Annotated in this window: 13 protein-coding genes; 5 read left to right on the top strand and 8 right to left on the bottom strand. The window is 70.9% G+C overall.

Going from position 1 to position 17258, the window contains the following annotated elements; all coding sequences use genetic code 11:
- Positions 1–13 precede the first annotated feature (13 nt).
- Genes ACLQ27_RS28705 through ACLQ27_RS28685 form a run of 5 tightly spaced genes read right to left on the bottom strand, consistent with a single transcriptional unit; the run spans position 14 to position 4407 of the window.
- Entirely contained in the window at positions 14–382 is a 369-nt protein-coding gene (locus ACLQ27_RS28705; RefSeq protein WP_357574553.1) for a YidH family protein, read from the bottom strand.
- The gene (locus ACLQ27_RS28700; protein ID WP_425869631.1) at positions 379–1791 is read right to left on the bottom strand and encodes a sulfatase family protein; all 1413 of its coding nucleotides are present in this window, start codon (positions 1789–1791) and stop codon (positions 379–381) included. Before ACLQ27_RS28700 ends, ACLQ27_RS28705 begins: the two co-directional genes overlap by 4 nt.
- A gap of 23 nt (positions 1792–1814) precedes the next feature.
- Positions 1815–2816 carry an aliphatic sulfonate ABC transporter substrate-binding protein gene (locus tag ACLQ27_RS28695; RefSeq protein ID WP_425869629.1) on the bottom strand — a complete coding sequence of 334 codons (1002 nt, stop codon included), beginning with the start codon at positions 2814–2816 and terminating at the stop codon, positions 1815–1817.
- Positions 2813–3595: an ABC transporter ATP-binding protein gene (locus tag ACLQ27_RS28690; protein WP_357495546.1), complete on the bottom strand. Its 783-nt coding sequence runs from the start codon at positions 3593–3595 to the stop codon at positions 2813–2815. The genes ACLQ27_RS28695 and ACLQ27_RS28690 overlap by 4 nt, the downstream gene beginning before the upstream one ends.
- Complete coding sequence (locus tag ACLQ27_RS28685; RefSeq protein WP_425869627.1) at positions 3592–4407, bottom strand: ABC transporter permease; 816 nt, start codon at positions 4405–4407, stop codon at positions 3592–3594. Before ACLQ27_RS28685 ends, ACLQ27_RS28690 begins: the two co-directional genes overlap by 4 nt.
- A 314-nt stretch (positions 4408–4721) precedes the next feature.
- Here ACLQ27_RS28685 and ACLQ27_RS28680 point away from each other — a divergent pair, with 314 nt between their 5' ends.
- The gene (locus ACLQ27_RS28680; RefSeq protein ID WP_425869625.1) at positions 4722–7148 is read left to right on the top strand and encodes a family 20 glycosylhydrolase; all 2427 of its coding nucleotides are present in this window, start codon (positions 4722–4724) and stop codon (positions 7146–7148) included.
- A gap of 101 nt (positions 7149–7249) precedes the next feature.
- Complete coding sequence (locus ACLQ27_RS28675) at positions 7250–8437, top strand: ROK family protein (RefSeq protein WP_425869623.1); 1188 nt, start codon at positions 7250–7252, stop codon at positions 8435–8437.
- Here ACLQ27_RS28675 and ACLQ27_RS28670 read toward each other — a convergent pair.
- Genes ACLQ27_RS28670 through ACLQ27_RS28660 form a run of 3 tightly spaced genes read right to left on the bottom strand, consistent with a single transcriptional unit; the run spans position 8434 to position 11189 of the window.
- Positions 8434–9279, bottom strand: a complete 846-nt coding sequence (locus ACLQ27_RS28670; RefSeq protein ID WP_357574558.1) for a class II fructose-bisphosphate aldolase — start codon at positions 9277–9279, stop codon at positions 8434–8436. The two genes, ACLQ27_RS28675 and ACLQ27_RS28670, sit on opposite strands and share 4 nt — an antisense overlap.
- A 9-nt stretch (positions 9280–9288) precedes the next feature.
- Positions 9289–10185, bottom strand: coding sequence for an SIS domain-containing protein (locus ACLQ27_RS28665; protein ID WP_357574559.1), 897 nt, complete (start codon positions 10183–10185; stop codon positions 9289–9291).
- The gene (locus tag ACLQ27_RS28660) at positions 10161–11189 is read right to left on the bottom strand and encodes a 1-phosphofructokinase family hexose kinase (protein ID WP_425869620.1); all 1029 of its coding nucleotides are present in this window, start codon (positions 11187–11189) and stop codon (positions 10161–10163) included. The genes ACLQ27_RS28665 and ACLQ27_RS28660 overlap by 25 nt, the downstream gene beginning before the upstream one ends.
- A gap of 384 nt (positions 11190–11573) precedes the next feature.
- Here ACLQ27_RS28660 and ACLQ27_RS28655 point away from each other — a divergent pair, with 384 nt between their 5' ends.
- The 3 genes from ACLQ27_RS28655 to ACLQ27_RS28645 are packed head-to-tail and all read left to right on the top strand — an operon-like array spanning position 11574 to position 17210.
- Complete coding sequence (locus tag ACLQ27_RS28655) at positions 11574–12647, top strand: right-handed parallel beta-helix repeat-containing protein (protein ID WP_425869618.1); 1074 nt, start codon at positions 11574–11576, stop codon at positions 12645–12647.
- A 19-nt stretch (positions 12648–12666) separates the two neighbouring features.
- Positions 12667–15021, top strand: coding sequence for a family 20 glycosylhydrolase (locus tag ACLQ27_RS28650; RefSeq protein WP_425869616.1), 2355 nt, complete (start codon positions 12667–12669; stop codon positions 15019–15021).
- Complete coding sequence (locus tag ACLQ27_RS28645) at positions 15018–17210, top strand: RICIN domain-containing protein (protein ID WP_425869615.1); 2193 nt, start codon at positions 15018–15020, stop codon at positions 17208–17210. The genes ACLQ27_RS28650 and ACLQ27_RS28645 overlap by 4 nt, the downstream gene beginning before the upstream one ends.
- Positions 17211–17258 lie beyond the last annotated feature (48 nt).

Genomic DNA, 17258 nt, shown 5'->3' with positions numbered 1-17258 from the left:
CAGCACCACGACATCAGAGCAGCACCACGACGGCGATCGTCACGCCGGCCGCGACCACCCCCACCGCCGACACGGCCACGACAGGTGTGGACGGCAGCGGCATCTGGAGCCGCAACGCCCGTTCGTTGCGGCTCCAGCGGGGGAACGCCTCGGCGGCCACCCCGACGGCGAGCACCGCGAGCACGACCGCCGCCCACTGCGAGCCGTCCGTACCGAAGGCCTTGACCGCCGCGGCGGCCACCATGAGACCCAGCGCGGTCCGCAGCCACGCGAGGAACGTGCGCTCGTTGGCGAGGGTGAACCTCGGGTCCGGCTCGGTGCCCACCCCGTAGACCCGGCGTGGCCAGCGGCGGTCGGCTCGTCCCGCCGACTCGTCAGTCACCCGGTGACCGCTGCCGGCGGCTGCCAGGGCGTGTCACCACACTCCTGCTGGACGCGGGCGAGCTCGGCGGTGAGGGCCGCCCGGATCGGCGCGTACGCCGGGTCGTCGTAGACGCTGCGCATCTCCCACGGATCGGCCCGCAGGTCGAACATCTCCCACTCCGGCTCCTGCGCCGTGTCGGAGGTGCCGGGCAGACCCAGCCCGTCGGCGTAGTAGTAGACGAGCTTGTGGTCGTGGGTGCGGACGCCGTAGTGCGCCCACACGTGGTGCTCGTCGTCGTCGTGCTCCCAGTAGCGGTAGTACACCGACTGCCGCCAGTCGTCCACGTCCTCGCCGCGCAGCAGCGGGCGCAGTGAGCGCCCCTGCATGCGGCTGTCGGCCGGGACGCCGGCGTAGTCGAGGAACGTCTGGGCGAAGTCGACGTTCATGGCGAGCGCGCCGGTGGTGGAGCCGGCCGGGATCTCCGCTGGGTAGCGGATGAGGAACGGCATGCGCAGCGATTCCTCGTACATGAACCGCTTGTCGTACCAGCCGTGGTCGCCGAGGAAGAAGCCCTGGTCGGACGTGTAGACGACGATCGTGTCGTCGGTCAGCCCGTGCTCGTCGAGGTAGTCGAGCAGGCGGCCCACGTTGTCGTCGACGCTGGCGACGCAGCGCAGGTAGTCCTTGATGTACCGCTGGTAGGTCCAGAGCGCCGCCTCGTCCGGGTCGAGGTGCGGCGGCAGCATCTCCTTGATGTCGTTGGCGGTCAGGTCCCGGTCCACCCGCATCCGGGCGGCCCGGGCGGCAGCGGCGTGCCCGGAGTGGTCGTCGTCGAACGAGCCCGGTACGGCCACGTCGTCGACGTACATGTCGCGGTGTTTGTCGTCGGGCTCCCAGTTGCGGTGCGGCGCCTTGTGGTGCACCAGCAGGCAGAAGGGCCGCTGCGGGTCGCGCCTGTCGAGCCAGTCGACGGCCAGGTCGGTGATGATGTTCGTGCAGTAGCCGGGGCGGACCTGCTCGGTGCCGTCCATGCCGATGAACACGGGGTCGCGGTAGTGGCCCTGACCGGGCACGACCTCCCAGTAGTCGAAACCCCGGGGGTCGTGCTCCGGGCCGTGCCCGAGGTGCCACTTGCCGACCAGCGCGGTCTGGTAGCCGGCGCCGCGCAGCAGCTCCGGGAAGACGAGCTGGCGGTTGTCGAACTCGGTCGACAACGTCTGCACACCGTTGACGTGGTTGTAGGTGCCGGTGAGGATGGTGGCCCGGCTGGGCGCGCACAGGGAGTTGGTGCAGAAGCAGTTTTCCAGCAGGGCGCCACCGGTCGCGATGCGGTCGATGTGCGGCGTCTCGTTAATCTTGCTTCCGTAGGCGCCCACCGCGTGCGCGGCGTGGTCGTCGGCCATGATGAAGACGATGTTGGGCCGCACGGGTTGATCCCTTCTCACCGGACTCAGGACGCGTACGCGGCGGCGTCGTAGTAGGTGCCCGGGTCCACGACGTCCGGCAGCTTGCCGAGGTCCTTGAACAGGCCGTTGAGGCCGGTGAGCCAGCCCGCGACGGTACCGTCGGTGGACTTGGCGGCGAGTTCGGCCGACGGCAGGAACCTTGCGTTGCTGGCCTCGGCGCGGAGTTGCTCGACCGGCGCCGACTTGAGGAACTTCGCGGTGACCTCGACGGCGCGGTCCACGTTGGCCGCCCGCTCGTCGTTGGCGGCGCGCAGCACCGCGAGCACCTTCCTGACCAGCTCCGGCTTGCCGGTCACCACGTCGTTGCGCCCGACATAGGCGGACGGGAAGCTGATGTCCGGGTAGAAGTCGTCGTTCTTGGCCAGCTCGGCGAGGTTCGGGACCCGCTTCTTGATCGTGCCGATGAGCGGGTACCAGATGCCGGCGGCGTCGATCTGGCCGGACCCGAACGCGGTGACGACGGTGCTGGGATCCATCGTGACCTTCCTGACGTCGTCGATGGAGAGTCCGGCGCGTCGCAGGGCCAGCCGCACCATCATGTCGCCGGAGGTGCCCTCGGGTACGCCCACCTTCTTGCCCTTGAGCGCGGCCATGGAGGTGATGCCCGGCTGGGCGATGACCCGGTCGGCGAAGCCGAGCGAGTTGATGGCGATGACCCGGGCCTTGCCGGACGCCGGCAGCCACAGCGCGCCCGGACCCAGGTAGCCGAAGTCGAGGTCGCCCGCTCCGAGGGCCTGCACCTGGAGCGGCCCGTTGGTGAAGACCTTGAGGTCCGGCTTCAGGCCGTGCTGCGCCCAGAGCTTCTTGTCCTCGGCGATCGCCATCAGGCTCGCGCCGGTGAAGTCGGCGATGTAGCCCAGCCTCACCGGTTCGGTGGCCGAGCCGCCCGAACCGGACTTGTCGTCGTCGCCGCAGGCGGCGAGGGCCGCGGTGGCGCCGAGGCCGGCGATGCCGGCGAGCAGGGCGCGACGGGAGAGAGTGCTCATCGGGATGCACCTTCCTGAGGGGTCTGGTGGTAGACAGCGCGCCAGACCCGATTGCGGATCCGGGAGAATTCCGGGGAGAGGCGGACCGCTTCGGTCCGCGGGTAGGGCAGGTCGACGTCGATGACCTCGTGCACCCGGCCCGGCCGGGCCGCCATGACGACGACCCGGTTGGCGAGGTAGACGGCCTCGTCGACGTCGTGGGTGATGAACAGGACGGTCCGTCGCTCGGAGCCCCAGGTGGCCAGCAGCTGATCCTGCATCTGCACCCGGGTGAGGGCGTCGAGGGCGCCGAAGGGCTCGTCCATGAGCAGGACGCCCGGGTCGACGGCGTACGCGCGGGCGATGGCGCACCGCTGCCGCATCCCACCGGACAGCATGCGGGGCAGCGCGTCGGCGAAGTCGGTCAGGCCCACGAGGTCGATGAAGTGCTGCGCCCGTCGGCGCCGTTCGGCCCGCCCCACCTTGGCGATCCGGAGACCGAACTCGACGTTCTCGCGCACGGTGAGCCAGGGGAACAGCGCGTACTGCTGGAAGATGACGCCGCGTTCCGGGCCGGGCCCCCGCACCTGTCGTGCGTCGACGAGCACCTCGCCGCCGGTGGGTTCGACGAGGCCGGCGGCGATGTTCATCAGCGTCGACTTGCCGCAGCCGGACGGCCCGACCACTGTGACGAACTCCCGGTCGGCGATGTCCAGGTCGACGTCGCGCAACGCGTGGAACGGCTTGCCGCCCACCTCGAACGTGCGGCTGGTGGAGCGGAAGGAGATCTTCTCGGTCATCGGCGTTCCTGCCATCCGGTGAGGCGCTTCTCGGCGGCGAGCAGGAGCCGATCCATGACCAGGCCGAGCACACCGATGGTGATCAGGCCGACGAAGATGCTCGGCAGGTCGTAGTAGATCTGCGCCTGCTGCATCCGGTAGCCGAGGCCCTCCTGCGCGGCGATCAACTCGGCGGCGACGAGTGTCGCCCAGGCCGCGCCGAGGCCGACGCGCATGCCGACCAGGATGAACGGGGTGGACGCGGGGACCACCACCCGGCGGAACACCACCGCGTCGTTGGCGCCGAGCACCCGGGCAGCGTTGATCATGGTTTTGTCGACGTTCACCACGCCCTGGAACGTCGACACGACGCAGGACAGGAACGCGGCGAGGAAGATGACGAAGATCTTCGGGGTCTCCCCGATGCCCATGAGCAGGATGGCCAGCGGGATGACGGCCAGGGGCGGGATCGTGCGGAAGAACTGCACGTAGGGCTCGATCAGCCCGCGTGCCGTCCCGTACCAGCCCATGAGGAAGCCGACCGGGATCGCGAGGGCGCTGCCGAGCGCGAAACCGATGAGCACCCGACGCAGGCTGGCGAGGCTGTCGTCGAGGAGGGTGCCGTCCATGGCCAGCTCACCGGCGCGGACGGCGACCTCCTGCGGTCCCGGGAGGCCCGAGACCCCGATCTGTGCCAGCACGGTCCAGATGCCGATGCCCAGTACGACGGCGATCACGTTCCACACCAGCAGCGGTACGGCGCGGCGCGGCGGCGACGCCGCAGCGGTGGTCTCCGGCCCTCGGGGTGGCGAGGGTTGAACGTCTATCGCCACGGTGGTGCTCCGTAGCCCAGCTCGGACATGGGGCCCCTTTCCGGTTGGCGGCGCTGAAGATAAGCGAATCTTTGGGGACGCGGCGAATCATGTCAACCCTTCGGACTAAAAAGCCCGAGCTGGGAGCGGTGCGGTGGTTCATAAGATGTCAGATCTCTGGCCCGCAGCCTAGGGCTGGCCGCGCCACGTGACAACGCCCGGCCGGCATACCCGTTTATTGTCCGGCCCATTGACTAAATTGAACGGCTTGACCAGACTGCGGCTACCCGAGCCACCAGTCTCCCGGCGAGCCGGGCGACGGACGAAGGAGTCCCATGTCGATTCCGCGCTCCCGCCACATCCCTGGATCCCGACGCCGCCTGAGCGCGGCGAAGCTCGCCGTGCTGGTCACCGCGTCGCTGCTCGCGCCGCTTCCGGCCGGCACGCCGGCCGTGGCCGCGCCGGTGAACCTGGCCCGCACCGGCACCGCCACCGCGTCGAGCGTCGAACTCGACCGCGCCGACTTCGTCGCCGCACACGTCAACGACGGCGACCGCGGCACCAGGTGGTCGTCGAAGTACCAGGACGACAGCTGGGTCCAGGTACGGCTGGCCAGCGCCGCCCGGGTCGACCACGTGACGCTGACCTGGCCCAACGCGTGCGCCCGCGACTTCTCCCTGCAGACGTCGACCGACGGCGTCGCGTGGACCACAGTGACCCGCCTCCAGCGCGACACCTGCCCCCGCACCGACGTCGTCGCGGTCAACTCGTCCCAGCCGGTGTCCTACGTACGGATGCAGGGCCACCAGCGATGGGCCGGTTACGGCTACTCGATCTCCGAGTTCGAGATCTGGGACGGCACCGAGCCGGCACCGGCACCCTCGCTGGGCCTGCTGCCCAAGCCGGTGTCGCTCGCGGAGAACGGCGGCACGCCGTACACCCTGAACCCGAGCACACCGATCGTCGCGGTCGGATCGCCGGCGACAGCACCCGCCACCTACCTCGCCGGGCTGCTCCGCCCCGCCACCGGGTACGCCCTGCCGGTGGTCACCCAGAGCACCGCGCCCGCGCCCATCGTCGTGGAGGTGGGGGCCGGCAAGGGTCCGGCCGGCCACGCCGCCGAGGGGTACCGGTTGGTCGTCACCAGCGGCGCGGTCCGGATCAGCGCCGACACGGCGAACGGCGCGCTCAACGGGGTGCAGACGCTGCGGCAACTCCTGCCCCAGTGGGTGGAGTCCGACACCGTCGTGAGCACCGCGTGGACGGTGCCGGCGGTGACCATCACCGACTACCCGCGCTTCGCCCACCGCGCGATGATGCTCGACGTCGCCCGCAGCTTCTACCCGATGAACGAGATCAAGGCGTACATCGACAGCGCCGCGCAATACAAGATCAATCGTCTGCACCTGCACCTGACCGACGACCAGGGCTGGCGGATCGCCATCGACAACCCGGCGAGCAACCCGGCGGGCATCGACTACGGCCGGCTCACCTCGGTCAGCGGACGCACCGCCATGACCTACAACGACAGCGGTCAACTGATGGGCACCGAGCTGGGTGTCACCGGCTTCTACACCCGGGCCGACTACGCCGAGATCGTGCGCTACGCCGGACTGAACGGCATGACGGTCATCCCGGAGATCGACATGCCGGGGCACACCAACGCGGCGCTGCACGCCATCCCCCAGCTGAACACCGCCGGCGCCCAGCCCAAGCCGGCGTCCGGCCAGCAGACCGCGCCGGCCAACGGCACCGGCAACGTCGGCTACTCGACGCTCGACTCCGCCAGCGCGACGACGTACGAGTTCGCCACGCAGGTCCTGACCCAGATCGCCGCCATGACGCCGGGGCCCTACCTGCACATCGGCGGCGACGAGGCGCACGTGACCAGCCACGCGAACTACACCACGATGGTCGACGCCTTCACCGCGACTGTCGCGTCGCTCGGCAAGACCGTGGTCGGCTGGAACGAGTACGCCGGCACGGCGCTGCCGCAGGGCAACGCGGTGGTGCAGTACTGGAACGGCGACCGCACGGCGGTGGCCAACGCGGTGAACGGCCGCGGCGCCCGGGTCGTCCTCTCCCCCGCCGCCCACACGTACGTGCCGCAGAAGCAGGATTCCCGCCAGCCGCTCGGCGGCACCTGGGCGTGCGGTGGACCGTGCGGGCTGGACCGCCACTACAACTGGGACCCGGGCACCTTCATCCCGAACATCGCCGAGACCAGCGTGCTCGGGGTCGAATCGGCCCTGTGGGGCGAGTTCATCCGCCGCGTCGGCCAGGCGCAGTACTACAGCTTCCCGCGCCTCATCGCCACCGCCGAGGTGGGGTGGACGCCGCAGGCGCAGCGCGACTACGCCGACTTCACCACCCGCCTGTCCGTGGCCGGGGGACGGTTGACCGTCGAGGGCGTCAACTTCTTCCCCACCGCCGACGTGCCGTGGCGCCACCACGCGATCGGCCGGCCCACCGCCGTCGTCGTCGGCGCACCGGCCGGCGCCACCTGGACGATCACCGCCCCCGGGCTCCGCAGCACCGACCTGGCCGCCACGATCACCTGGAGCGACGGCCGGGTGGAGGCGTTGACGCCCACCGCGACGCGCGAGCCGAGCATCCCGGCGATGCAGATCAACAGCGCGTTCACCGTGGTGTCCCGGCGCACGTTCGGCGCGGCGGGGACGTACACCGGGACGTTGTCCGTGCGGTCGGCCGGGCTGGCCCCGGTCCAGGCGGCCCTGAGCGTCACCGTCCGCGCCAGCTGACCGCCGGCCGGCGCCGCCACCTCACCACGTGGCGGCGCCGGCCACCGCGCCGTACGTTGCCGCGACGACACCCGGAGGCAGGCGTCGGTCATGATGGTGCCGTGATCGAACGCCCGGATGCCATGCAGCGCGTGCGGCTGGCGCACACGGAGGCCCTGCTGGCCCAGCTCCGCAGCGCCGGCCCGCTCAGTCGGGCCGACCTCATCCGGCTGACCGGGCTGTCGCGCACCACCCTCTTCGACATCATCGCCGACCTCATCGCCCGCGGTGTGGTCGTCGAGCGGGAACCCGCGCTGTCCGGCCACCGGGGCCGGGGACGGCCGTCCACGACAGTCAGCCTCAACCCGTCCGCCGGCCGCATCGTCGGCATCGACCTCGGCCGGGCGACGATCACCGTCATCGTCGCCACACTGGGGCACGACATCCTGGCCCGGGGCAGCCGCCCCGTCGCGCTGGCGGCGGGGCCGGCCCGGCGGGCCAACGCCGCGATCAAGCTGATCGACGACCTCGTGCAGGAGCACGACATCGACCTGCGGGCGCTGGAGGCGATCGGCCTCGGCCTGCCCGGCCTGGTGGCCGGCCCGGCTCGTCCGGCGGGCGGCGCCAGCCCGTCGGCGGCCGCCAAGCAGGTCCGCACGCGGATCCAGGACCGGTACGGCGTCGCCGTCGTCACCGACAACAACTCGCGGCTGGCCGCGCTCGCCGAGGGCACCTGGGGAGCGGCCCGCGACGTGCGGGACGCCATCTACGTCCGGTGGAGTGACGGCGTCGGTGGCGGCCTCATCGTCGATGGCCGGCTCGCCCGCGGGGCGAACGGCGCGGCCGGCGAGATCGGCCACGTCAGCGTGGATCCCGACGGGGACCCGTGTCCCTGCGGTGGCCGCGGATGCCTGGAACTGCTGATCCGTCCGTCGGCGCTCATCGAGCGCTGCGCCGCCCGGGGCGTGACCGTCAGCGACCCGGCCGACCTGGTGGCGCGGGCCCGCGCCGGCGAGCCGACAGTCGAGGACGTGGTGCGGCACGCCGCGACGCTGCTCGGTCGCGTGCTGGCGGGCATGGTGGTGCAGGTGGATCCGGGCACGGTGGCCATCGGCGGCACCCTGGCCCACGCCGGCGAGGTGGTGCTCGGGCCGGTCCGCGCGGCGATCGCCGAACTGGCGATGCCCCGACACACCCGCCACCCGGACGTCGTGCCGGCCCAGTTCGGCGACGAGGGCGGTGCCCTCGGCGCCGTCGCGGCCGCCCTGCGGCTCAACCTGTCCGAGCCGGCACCCGCCTTCCCCGCCTAGAAGCGGGCCCTGGGAAGGAGCGTGAGCAGCCGCTCGACGTTGTCGGTCACCGCGTCCCGGCCGGCCGCGAGGTATCGGCGCGGGTCGCGGGAGTGCGGCACGGCGGCGCGGACCGCGTCGGTGAACGCCACGTTGAGGGCCGTACCGACGTTGATCTTCACCATGCCACGGGTGACCGCGGCGCGGATCTGCTCCAGCGGCACCCCGGAGGAGCCGTGCAGGACCAGGGGCACCGGTACGGCGTCGCGGATCGCGGCCACCAGGTCGAGATCCAGCGAGGCGGTCCGGTCGGCCATCGCGTGGGAGCTGCCCACCGCGACCGCGAGGGCGTCGACGCCGGTCTCGGCGACGTAGCGGGCGGCCTCGGCCGGGTCGGTGCGGACCCCGGCGGTGTGGGCGCTCGCCGGGGCGTCCGGTTTACCGCCGACGTAGCCGAGTTCCGCCTCCACCCACAGCCGGTGGTCGTGCGCCCACTCGGTCGCCTTGCGGGTGGCGGCCACGTTCGCGGCGTACGGCAGCGTGGACGCGTCGACCATCACGGAGCTGAATCCGGCGTCGGCCGCCTGCTCCAGCAGGGTGGTGTCCTCGACGTGGTCCAGGTGCAGCGACAGGGTGGCGCTGGAGCGCCAGGCGACCTCGGCCGTCGCCGCCGCGATGGCGGACACGCCGGAGTGGTAGCGCGCGGCGTTCTGACTGATCTGCAGGATCGCGGGACGACCGGCACGCTCCGCCGCGGCGGCGATCGCCTGGGCGTACTCGATCGTGATCACGTTGAACGCGAGCACGCCGGTACCGGCGGCCCGGGCCGCCGCTACCAGGTCGGCGGTGGGAACGAGGGTCATCTCGGGTCCTCAGGCGACCGGCGCGGTCAGGACGACGGACCGGGTGAGCAGCCGGGGCTGGTCCGGATGCAGGCCGCGACGCACGGCGAGTTCGACGGCGACGCGCTGCGCGGTCGTGAGGTGTGCCATGGCGTCGATGTCCTCGTGCACCACGATCGCCCCGGTGGCGGCCAGGTCGTCGAGGAGGCCCGGCACCACCGGCCCGAAGATCCAGACCACCGACCGGTGGTCCACCACGCTGATCGGACCGTGCCGGAACTCCATCGCCGGGTACGACTCGGCCCACATCTGTGCCGCTTCCCGCAGCTTGAGGGCCGCCTCGTGCGCCACGCCCACCGTCCAGCCGGTGCCGAGGAAGGTGAACTGGTCCCTACCGACCACTGCCGGGTCGAGTGGTGTGGCCAGCTGGGTGCGCGCCTGGTCGATGGCCTGGGTGAGGTCCTCGCCGAGACCGGCACGCCAGAGGGCGAGCGCGGTAGTGGCGAAGCGGGTCTGCACCACCGACTGCTCGTCGGCGAAGTCGAGGACGACGCAGTCGCTCACGAGCCGGGTCACCGGCCGGTCGGCGTCGGTGGTGAGCACTGTCGAGCGGCTGCCGGGCGGCACCTGCTCAAGGAGCCGGATCACCTCGGTGGTGGTGCCGGAACGGGTGATGGCAACCACGCGGTCGTACCGTCGCCCGGTGGGGAACTCCGACGCGGCGAAGGCGTCGGTCTCACCCTGGCCGGCCGACTCCCGCAGCGCCGCGAAACTCTGCGCCATGAAGTACGACGTGCCGCAGCCCACGACGGCGACCCGTTCGCCCGGTTGGGGCAGGGCCCGCGCCACGGCCGGTCGGGCGACCAGATCCACGGCGCGACGCCACGTCTCGGGCTGGGAGGTTATCTCGGAGGCGACGTGCGACACGGTTCCTGCTCTCTGTCGGTGTGGTGCTCGTGCAGTTCGTCGACAGTGGTTCCGGGCAGCAGCCGGGAAGCCACGGCGTCGTCGTACTCGCCTGCCCACGGGCAGGCGACGGCGGCCGCCGAGACGGCCGCGCCTCGGGCGAGGACGTCCCGCCAGGGCGCGCGGGTGAGGAGCCCGTGCGCGAGCACTGCCGCGAGGGCGTCGCCGGCGCCGGTCGGGTTGCCGGCCACCCGTTCGGGCGCGCGGGCGTCGTAGGCGGTCCCGCCGTTGACCGCCACGAACCCGTCCGCGCCACGGGACACGACGCCGGCGTCGGCGCCGAGCCGGACGAGCCGGTGCGCCACCTCGACGGCGTCGTCGCGGGTGCGCACCGGGCGGCCGAGCAGATCCGCAGCCTCGTGGGCGTTGGGTTTCACCAGCGTCGGGGTGGCGGTGAGCGCGTGGCGGAGCGCGGCACCCTCGGTGTCCACGATGGTCTCGGCACCGCCGGCCCGCGCGATGGTGACGAGATCGCGGTACGCGGTCTCGGGGACGCCGGGTGGCCGGCTGCCGGACAGCACCACCACCCGGGCCGCCCGGACCCGCTGGGCGAACACGTCCCGGAACGCCACCCACTGGGCGGCGGTGACGTACGGACCTGGTTCGTTGAGGACTGTCGCCGTATCCCGCCCGAGGACGGTGACCGTGCGGCGGGTCTCCGCGTCGAGGCGGGTGAACTGAGCCGGTACGCCGGCGGTCGCCAACTCGGCCTCGATCTGCTCGCCGGCGGCGCCGCCGGCCAGGCCGAGGACCATCGTCTCGGCGCCCAACTGCCGCAGCACCCGGGCGACGTTCAGGCCCTTGCCGCCGGCGCGGGAGACCACGTCCGTCACCCGGTGGGAGGTGTCCGGCACCAGGTCGGGCACGGTGTAGGTGACGTCCAGGGCCGGATTGAGCGCCACCGAGATGATCAGCTCGCCGGGCATCCCGGACTCCGGCGGACCGCCGTCCAGGTCTCGTTTCATGTCCGCCTCTTCCGACGATGCCGGCAACACGAGCGCGCATGATCTGTCATGACGTCCAAGCGCCAGAATCACTCACGATGTTGCAGACACTAGGATCTGGCATCGGCGGCGTCAAGGTCGGTCCCGAGCGCTCACACGCGCTCACGGCCTCCGTTGGCACCAACATCCAGGAAGCCACAGCGTGCTGGCAGGTCCGCGTGCCACGCTCGAACCCCAGTCAAAAGTTGCACCAACTTGCACGGCCCCGCGAGACCGGCGGCCGGAGCGCCGCCGGTAACGGCGGCCGAGAGCCGGGAACCCCTCCCTTGACGGGCGTCGATATCCCTCGTAAGTTCGTCCGACATCAGACGTAGGACAATCCCCCCGCTGTCCGAAGGACCACCCATGACCACACGACTCCCCCGCCGCGCGGTCGCACTGGCGGGCGCCGCCGGTGCCCTCGCCGCAGTCGTTCCGCCCGGCCGCGCCGATGCCGCGATCGCCTCGACGTCCCTCCCGGTGCTCGGCGTCTCCGACGACTGGAACGCCGTCCTCGCCCGTACGCCTCAGGTGCAGCTCGCACCCGGCGCCACGTACACCCTCACCGCGCCGGTCGCCCTGCCCGACCGCTGTCTCATCGTCGGCAACGGCGCGACGGTGACCGTTGCCAACGACCAGAGCGGCGCACTGTCCATCATGGGCCGCAGCGGTGTCACCATCAGCGGCGTCCACTTCCTCGGCCGCCAGGCCAGCCCGGTCGGCACCGCGCCACAGTTCGCGCACGTCGCCGTCCGGATCAGCCGCAGCACCGGCGTACGCATCCTGGACTGCGACTTCACGAACTGGCGCGGCGCCGGCCTGGCGATCACCGGCTCGACCGCCGACGACTACTTCGGCTACCGGCTCAAGGTCAGCGGCAACGCCTTTCACCGCTGCTACTTCGGCGTCTCGCTGGCCGACCGCAGTGAGTACTCGCAGTTGACCGCGAACAGCTTCACCTCGTGCCGACTCGCCATCTGGAACTCGTCGGGGAACTGGACGATCAACGGCAACATCACCGTCGGCTGCTACGGCGCCTACTACTCGTTCGCCCAGACCAGCCCGTACGGTGCGCTCGCCGGTGACAACTGGGGGCACGGCAGCCTGACCGGCAACACCTTCAACCACTGCAACGGCGGCGTCCCCGTGCGCTGGAGCACCGCCCTGTCGTTTCCGATCGGCGCGACAGTCCGCGACCCGGGCACCGGTGTGGTCGTCGACGGTGTCCTGCCGCCGACCTTCACCGGCAACACCCTCTGGTACAGCGACATCCGCGCCACGAACCTGCTCGGCACCCGATGGCTGCTGTCCGGGTGCACGCTCTCCAACCTCGCCGTCACCTGCGCCGGCACCGCGCCGGTGCACCTGGTCGGCACGCAGTCCAACAGCGGCACCGCGCCCCTGTTGCAGGGCAACGTCAAGGACCTCCTACCGCTCTGACCGATCGGGGTACGCGACAGTGATCTCATCCCGCAAGCGGCTTCCTTCTCTCGTACTCGCCTCACTGCTGGCCGGCGTGGGGCTCGGAGTCCCGACGCCGGCGCAGGCGGCAGCCAACCCGGCACCCCAGGTCGCGCCGAGCGTCCGGGAGTGGACCGGCGGCACCGGCACGTACACGCTGACCCCGTCGTCCCGGATCCTGGTGGACCCCGTGTCCGGCGCCCAGTTGTCGTCGGCCGCGACGTCGCTGCGCGTCGACCTCGGCGCGGTGAGCGGCGTGGACGTACCTGTCGTCTCGTCGGCGACGCCCGGGACCGGCGACATCCTGCTCACCCTGGCGAGCACCGACGCCGGCATCGGCGACCAGGGCTACCTGCTGACCGCCGGCCCGACAGTCGTGGTCCGCGCGAACGCGGCGGCCGGCGTGTACTACGGCACCCAGACCCTGCTGCAAATGATCAAGCAGAGCGCGACGAGGACGACAGTGCCGGCGGGAACGATCCGGGACTATCCGCAGTACCGGGACCGGGGGGTGATGCTCGACGTCGGCCGGCACTTCTACGAGATGGACTACCTGGAGAACCTGCTCCGCCGGATGGCGTGGCTACGCCTGAACACGTTGCGCCTGCACCTCACCGAGTGGAACGGCTTCCGGCTGCGCAGCGACAGGTACCCGGGTCTGGCGTCGGCTCAGTCCTACAGCAAGGCCGACCTGCGCCGGTTGCAGGACGTCGCCAAGCGCTACCACATCACCATCGTTCCCGAGATCGACCTGCCGGGTCACGCGACCGCGATGACGAGGTACGACCCGACGATGCGGTTCAGCTGCGCGTCGATGGACTACGCGCCCTGGCCGGGCGGGTCGAACGGCGGCTGGACGCTGAACCTGACCAAGGACTCCGCCCGGACGTTCGTCATGAACCTGCTGTCGGAGTTCGTGCCGCTGTTCGACGGTCCGTACTTCCACATCGGCGGCGACGAGTACCAGACCGACAGCGCCAAGAACGCATGCCCCGAGCTGGTCAGCTACGCGCAGGCGCGGGGCTTCGCGTACCCCGGTGACGTCTTCACCGAGTTCATGAACCTGATGAACGACAAGGTGCGCTCGTACGGCAAGACGGCCCAGCTGTGGAACTGGTGGGAGACGAACGGCCAGCAGACCAGCATCAAGCCGGCGACCAGCATCGTCCTCACCCCGTACACCGGGTCGCTCAGCTACTTCTACAACCTGGGCTACACCGTGGTCGGCGTGCCGGAGGGCACCCTGTACGTGACGCCCGGCCTCAACCTCTACGTCAACACGAAGAACGTCTACGAGAGCTGGACGCCGGACACCAACGCCAAGGTCAACGGCTACCAGATGGCCCGCTGGTCGGACGCCGTGGAGTACCAGAGCGACGAGTGGTTCGACCAGTACGCCAAGCGGCCGGCCGAGGTCCTGGCCGAGCGCCTGTGGGGCGGGCCACGGTCGAGCACCGTGGAGGCGTTCTTCGCCCGCGTGGACGCGATCGGGGACGCCCCGGGCGTGCCGAGCGTGGTCCAGGTCAACGACAACACCGTGGGGACCGGCGACAACCAGTTCAGCTACTCGGGCACGTGGTCCTACGGGGCCGGCGGCACCCAGCAGTTCCAGCGCGACGACCACTACAGCAGCACGCTCGACAGCGCCTACCAGGTGCGGTTCACCGGCAACAAGATCAAGCTCTTCGTGGCCCGGGCGCCGAACCACGGCCGGGCGGGCGTCTCGATCGACGGCGGTCCGGAGACTGTCGTCGACCTGTACTCCCCCACCCGGGTGGACCAGTCGATGGTCTTCACCAGCGGACCGCTCGCGCAGGGCTCGCACGTCCTGAAGGTGCGGGTGCTGAACAGCAAGAACGCGAACTCATCCGGTACGGCGGTCACGGCGGACAAGGTCGAGGTGTCCACGGCGGCGATCCCGGTGGCCGCCTTCGACCCGTCGACCGAGTACCGCGTGGTCAACCGCAACAGCGCCAAGGTGCTCGAGGTGCCGGCGGGCAGCGGGGACGGCGGCGGTGCCGTCCAGTGGTCGGGCAACGGCGGGGCGCACCAACGCTGGACGCTCGTCGAGGCCGGCGGCGGCTACCACCGCATCGTCAACCGCAGCAGCGGCAAGGTGCTGGACGTCTCGGGCTCGTCCACCGCCGACGGGGCGAGCGTCGTGCAGTGGACCTACCACGGCGGCGCGAACCAACTGTGGAGCGTCATCCCGGTCGGCACGTACTTCAAGATCATCAACAGAGGTTCCGGCAAGGCGCTCACCGTCGCCAACGCCGCGACCACCGACGGCGCGGCCGTCGTCCAGTCGACCTACCGCGGAGGTACCGAACAGCAATGGACCATCACCCGATGAACTGCCGATCGAGGGCGCCACGGGGCGCGCTGGCCCGGACCGGTACCGCCGCCACCGCCGCGCTCGCCCTCCTGCTGAGCCTGCTGATGCCGGTGTCCGCCGCTCAGGCGGCCACGGCGACGCTGAACTACGCGGTCAACCAGACCTTCAACGGCAGCAGTACCTTCCTCGACAGGTCGGCGGACCTGCCCGCCGTCGCGAACCTGACCCAGGGAGCGATCGCGGTCCGGTTCCGGTCCACGAGCACCGCCGTCGCGAAGAGCTTCTTCAGCGCCTCGCACACCGCCGACGACTCCAGCAACCTGTCGTTCTCCCTCAACGGCGGCGCGGTGTACTTCGAGAACCGGGAGAACGGGGCGTACGCCACGCAGGTGACGTCCACCGGCGGCCCCTACAACGACGGGGTCTGGCACACGGCGATCCTGACCGTCGGCAGCGAGGGCACCCGCCTCTACGTCGACGGGACGGTACGCGCCACCAACCCCTCCACCCGGTTCTTTTCGAACGTCCGGGACCTCACCGGCATGTGGGTCGGCCGCAACGTCGATGCCCAGGGACCGCAGTGGCACTACAGCGGCGACCTCGACTACGTGCGCGTCTACGGCACACCGTTGACGGCGGGTGAGATCAGCGACCTCAGCATGCGCATCGACTACACGATCCCGTTCCTGGACCTGAAGGACGACACGCGCCGCCAGGTGCTCACCGACCGTCAGGCCGGCCAGTACCTCGGGCACCCCGACACCGTCCTGCTCGACGACGGGCGCACGATGTTCGCCGTCTACCCCATGGGCCACGGCACCGGCCAGATCATCCTGAAGCGCAGCGACGACGGTGGCCGCACCTGGACCGGCCGGCTCCCCACGCCGGCGAGCTGGGCCACCAGCAAGGAGACGCCGACCCTCTACAAGGTGGTGAAGCCGAACGGGACGACCCGGCTGCTGCTGGTCAGCGGCCTCCCGGCGAGCCCGGGCGGCTTCAAGACCGCGTACTCCGACGACAGCGGCCGGTTCTGGTCGGAGTTCACCCACCACTTCGCCGATGCCGGCTTCGCCGGGTTCGTCGCCCACGCCACACTGGTGCGCCTCGAGAAGGCCGACGGGTCCTGGGACTTCCGGTACCTGGGCGTCTTCCACGACGGCGGCTACAACAACTGGAAGACCTACCTGAGCTTCGACGCCGCCGGCAACGCCGTCTGGAGCACCCCCACCCGGCTGCTCGCCGCGCACAACGCCATCGAGAAGTACGCCGGCCTCTGCGAGATCGAGATCATCCGGTCGCCGGACGGTCGCCAGCTCGCGCTGCTCGCCCGCGCACAGCACAAGCGCACGAACGCCATGGTCGCGTTCTCCAACGACGAGGGCAACACCTGGACCGAGCCGCGCGAGATGCAGGGCGCGCTGATGGGCGAGCGGCACGCCGCCACGTACGACCCGGCCACCGGGCGGCTCGTCATCACCTTCCGCGACATCATCCGCAACAGCGTGAGCAACACCGGCGCGTGGGTGGCTGGCGACTGGGTGGCCTGGGTCGGCACGTACGACGACCTGGTCAACTCCCGCGAGGGCCAGTACCGGGTGCGGCTGCTGGAGGACTTCACGCCCTCGGTCAAGAGCGGCGACACCGGCTACGCCGGCAACGTGGTGCTCCCCGACGGGACCTTCGTGCTGACGTCGTACGGATACTTCGACCCGGCGGACACGAGCTACCCGTACATCATGACCGTCCGGTTCAGCCTCAAGGAACTCGACGCCCTGAACGGCTCGTTCGACCCGAACGCGAGCTACACGCTCACGAACCGGGCCAGCGGGAAGGTCATGGAGGTCGCGGTCGCCGCACCGGCTGACGGCGGCGACGCCGTCCAGTGGGCCGACAACGGTGGTCTGCACCAGAAGTGGTCGGTAGTTCCCCTCGGCAACGGCTACCACCGCATCGTCAACCGCCGCAGCGGACGCGCCCTCGACGTGGCCGGCAGCTCGACGGCGGACGGCGCGGACGTGATCCAGTGGACGTACTCGGGTGCGGCCAACCAGCAGTGGCGGATCACGCGCGTCGGCACCCACGTCACCATCACGAACCGCAACAGCGGCCAAGTGCTCGACCTCGACGGGACGATCACCGACAACGGCGCGGACGTCGTCCAGCGCACCGCCACCGGCGCGACCCGCCAGCAGTGGTCACTCTCCTAGGACCGTCGTCGCAGGACGCCGCGGGCTGCTCCAGCAGCCCGCGGCGTC

This window comes from Micromonospora sp. DT63 (assembly GCF_049841615.1).
GTDB lineage: Bacteria > Actinomycetota > Actinomycetes > Mycobacteriales > Micromonosporaceae > Micromonospora.
Note: the sequence above shows the minus strand (reverse complement) of the source record. Positions and strands in the feature narration are given on the sequence as shown.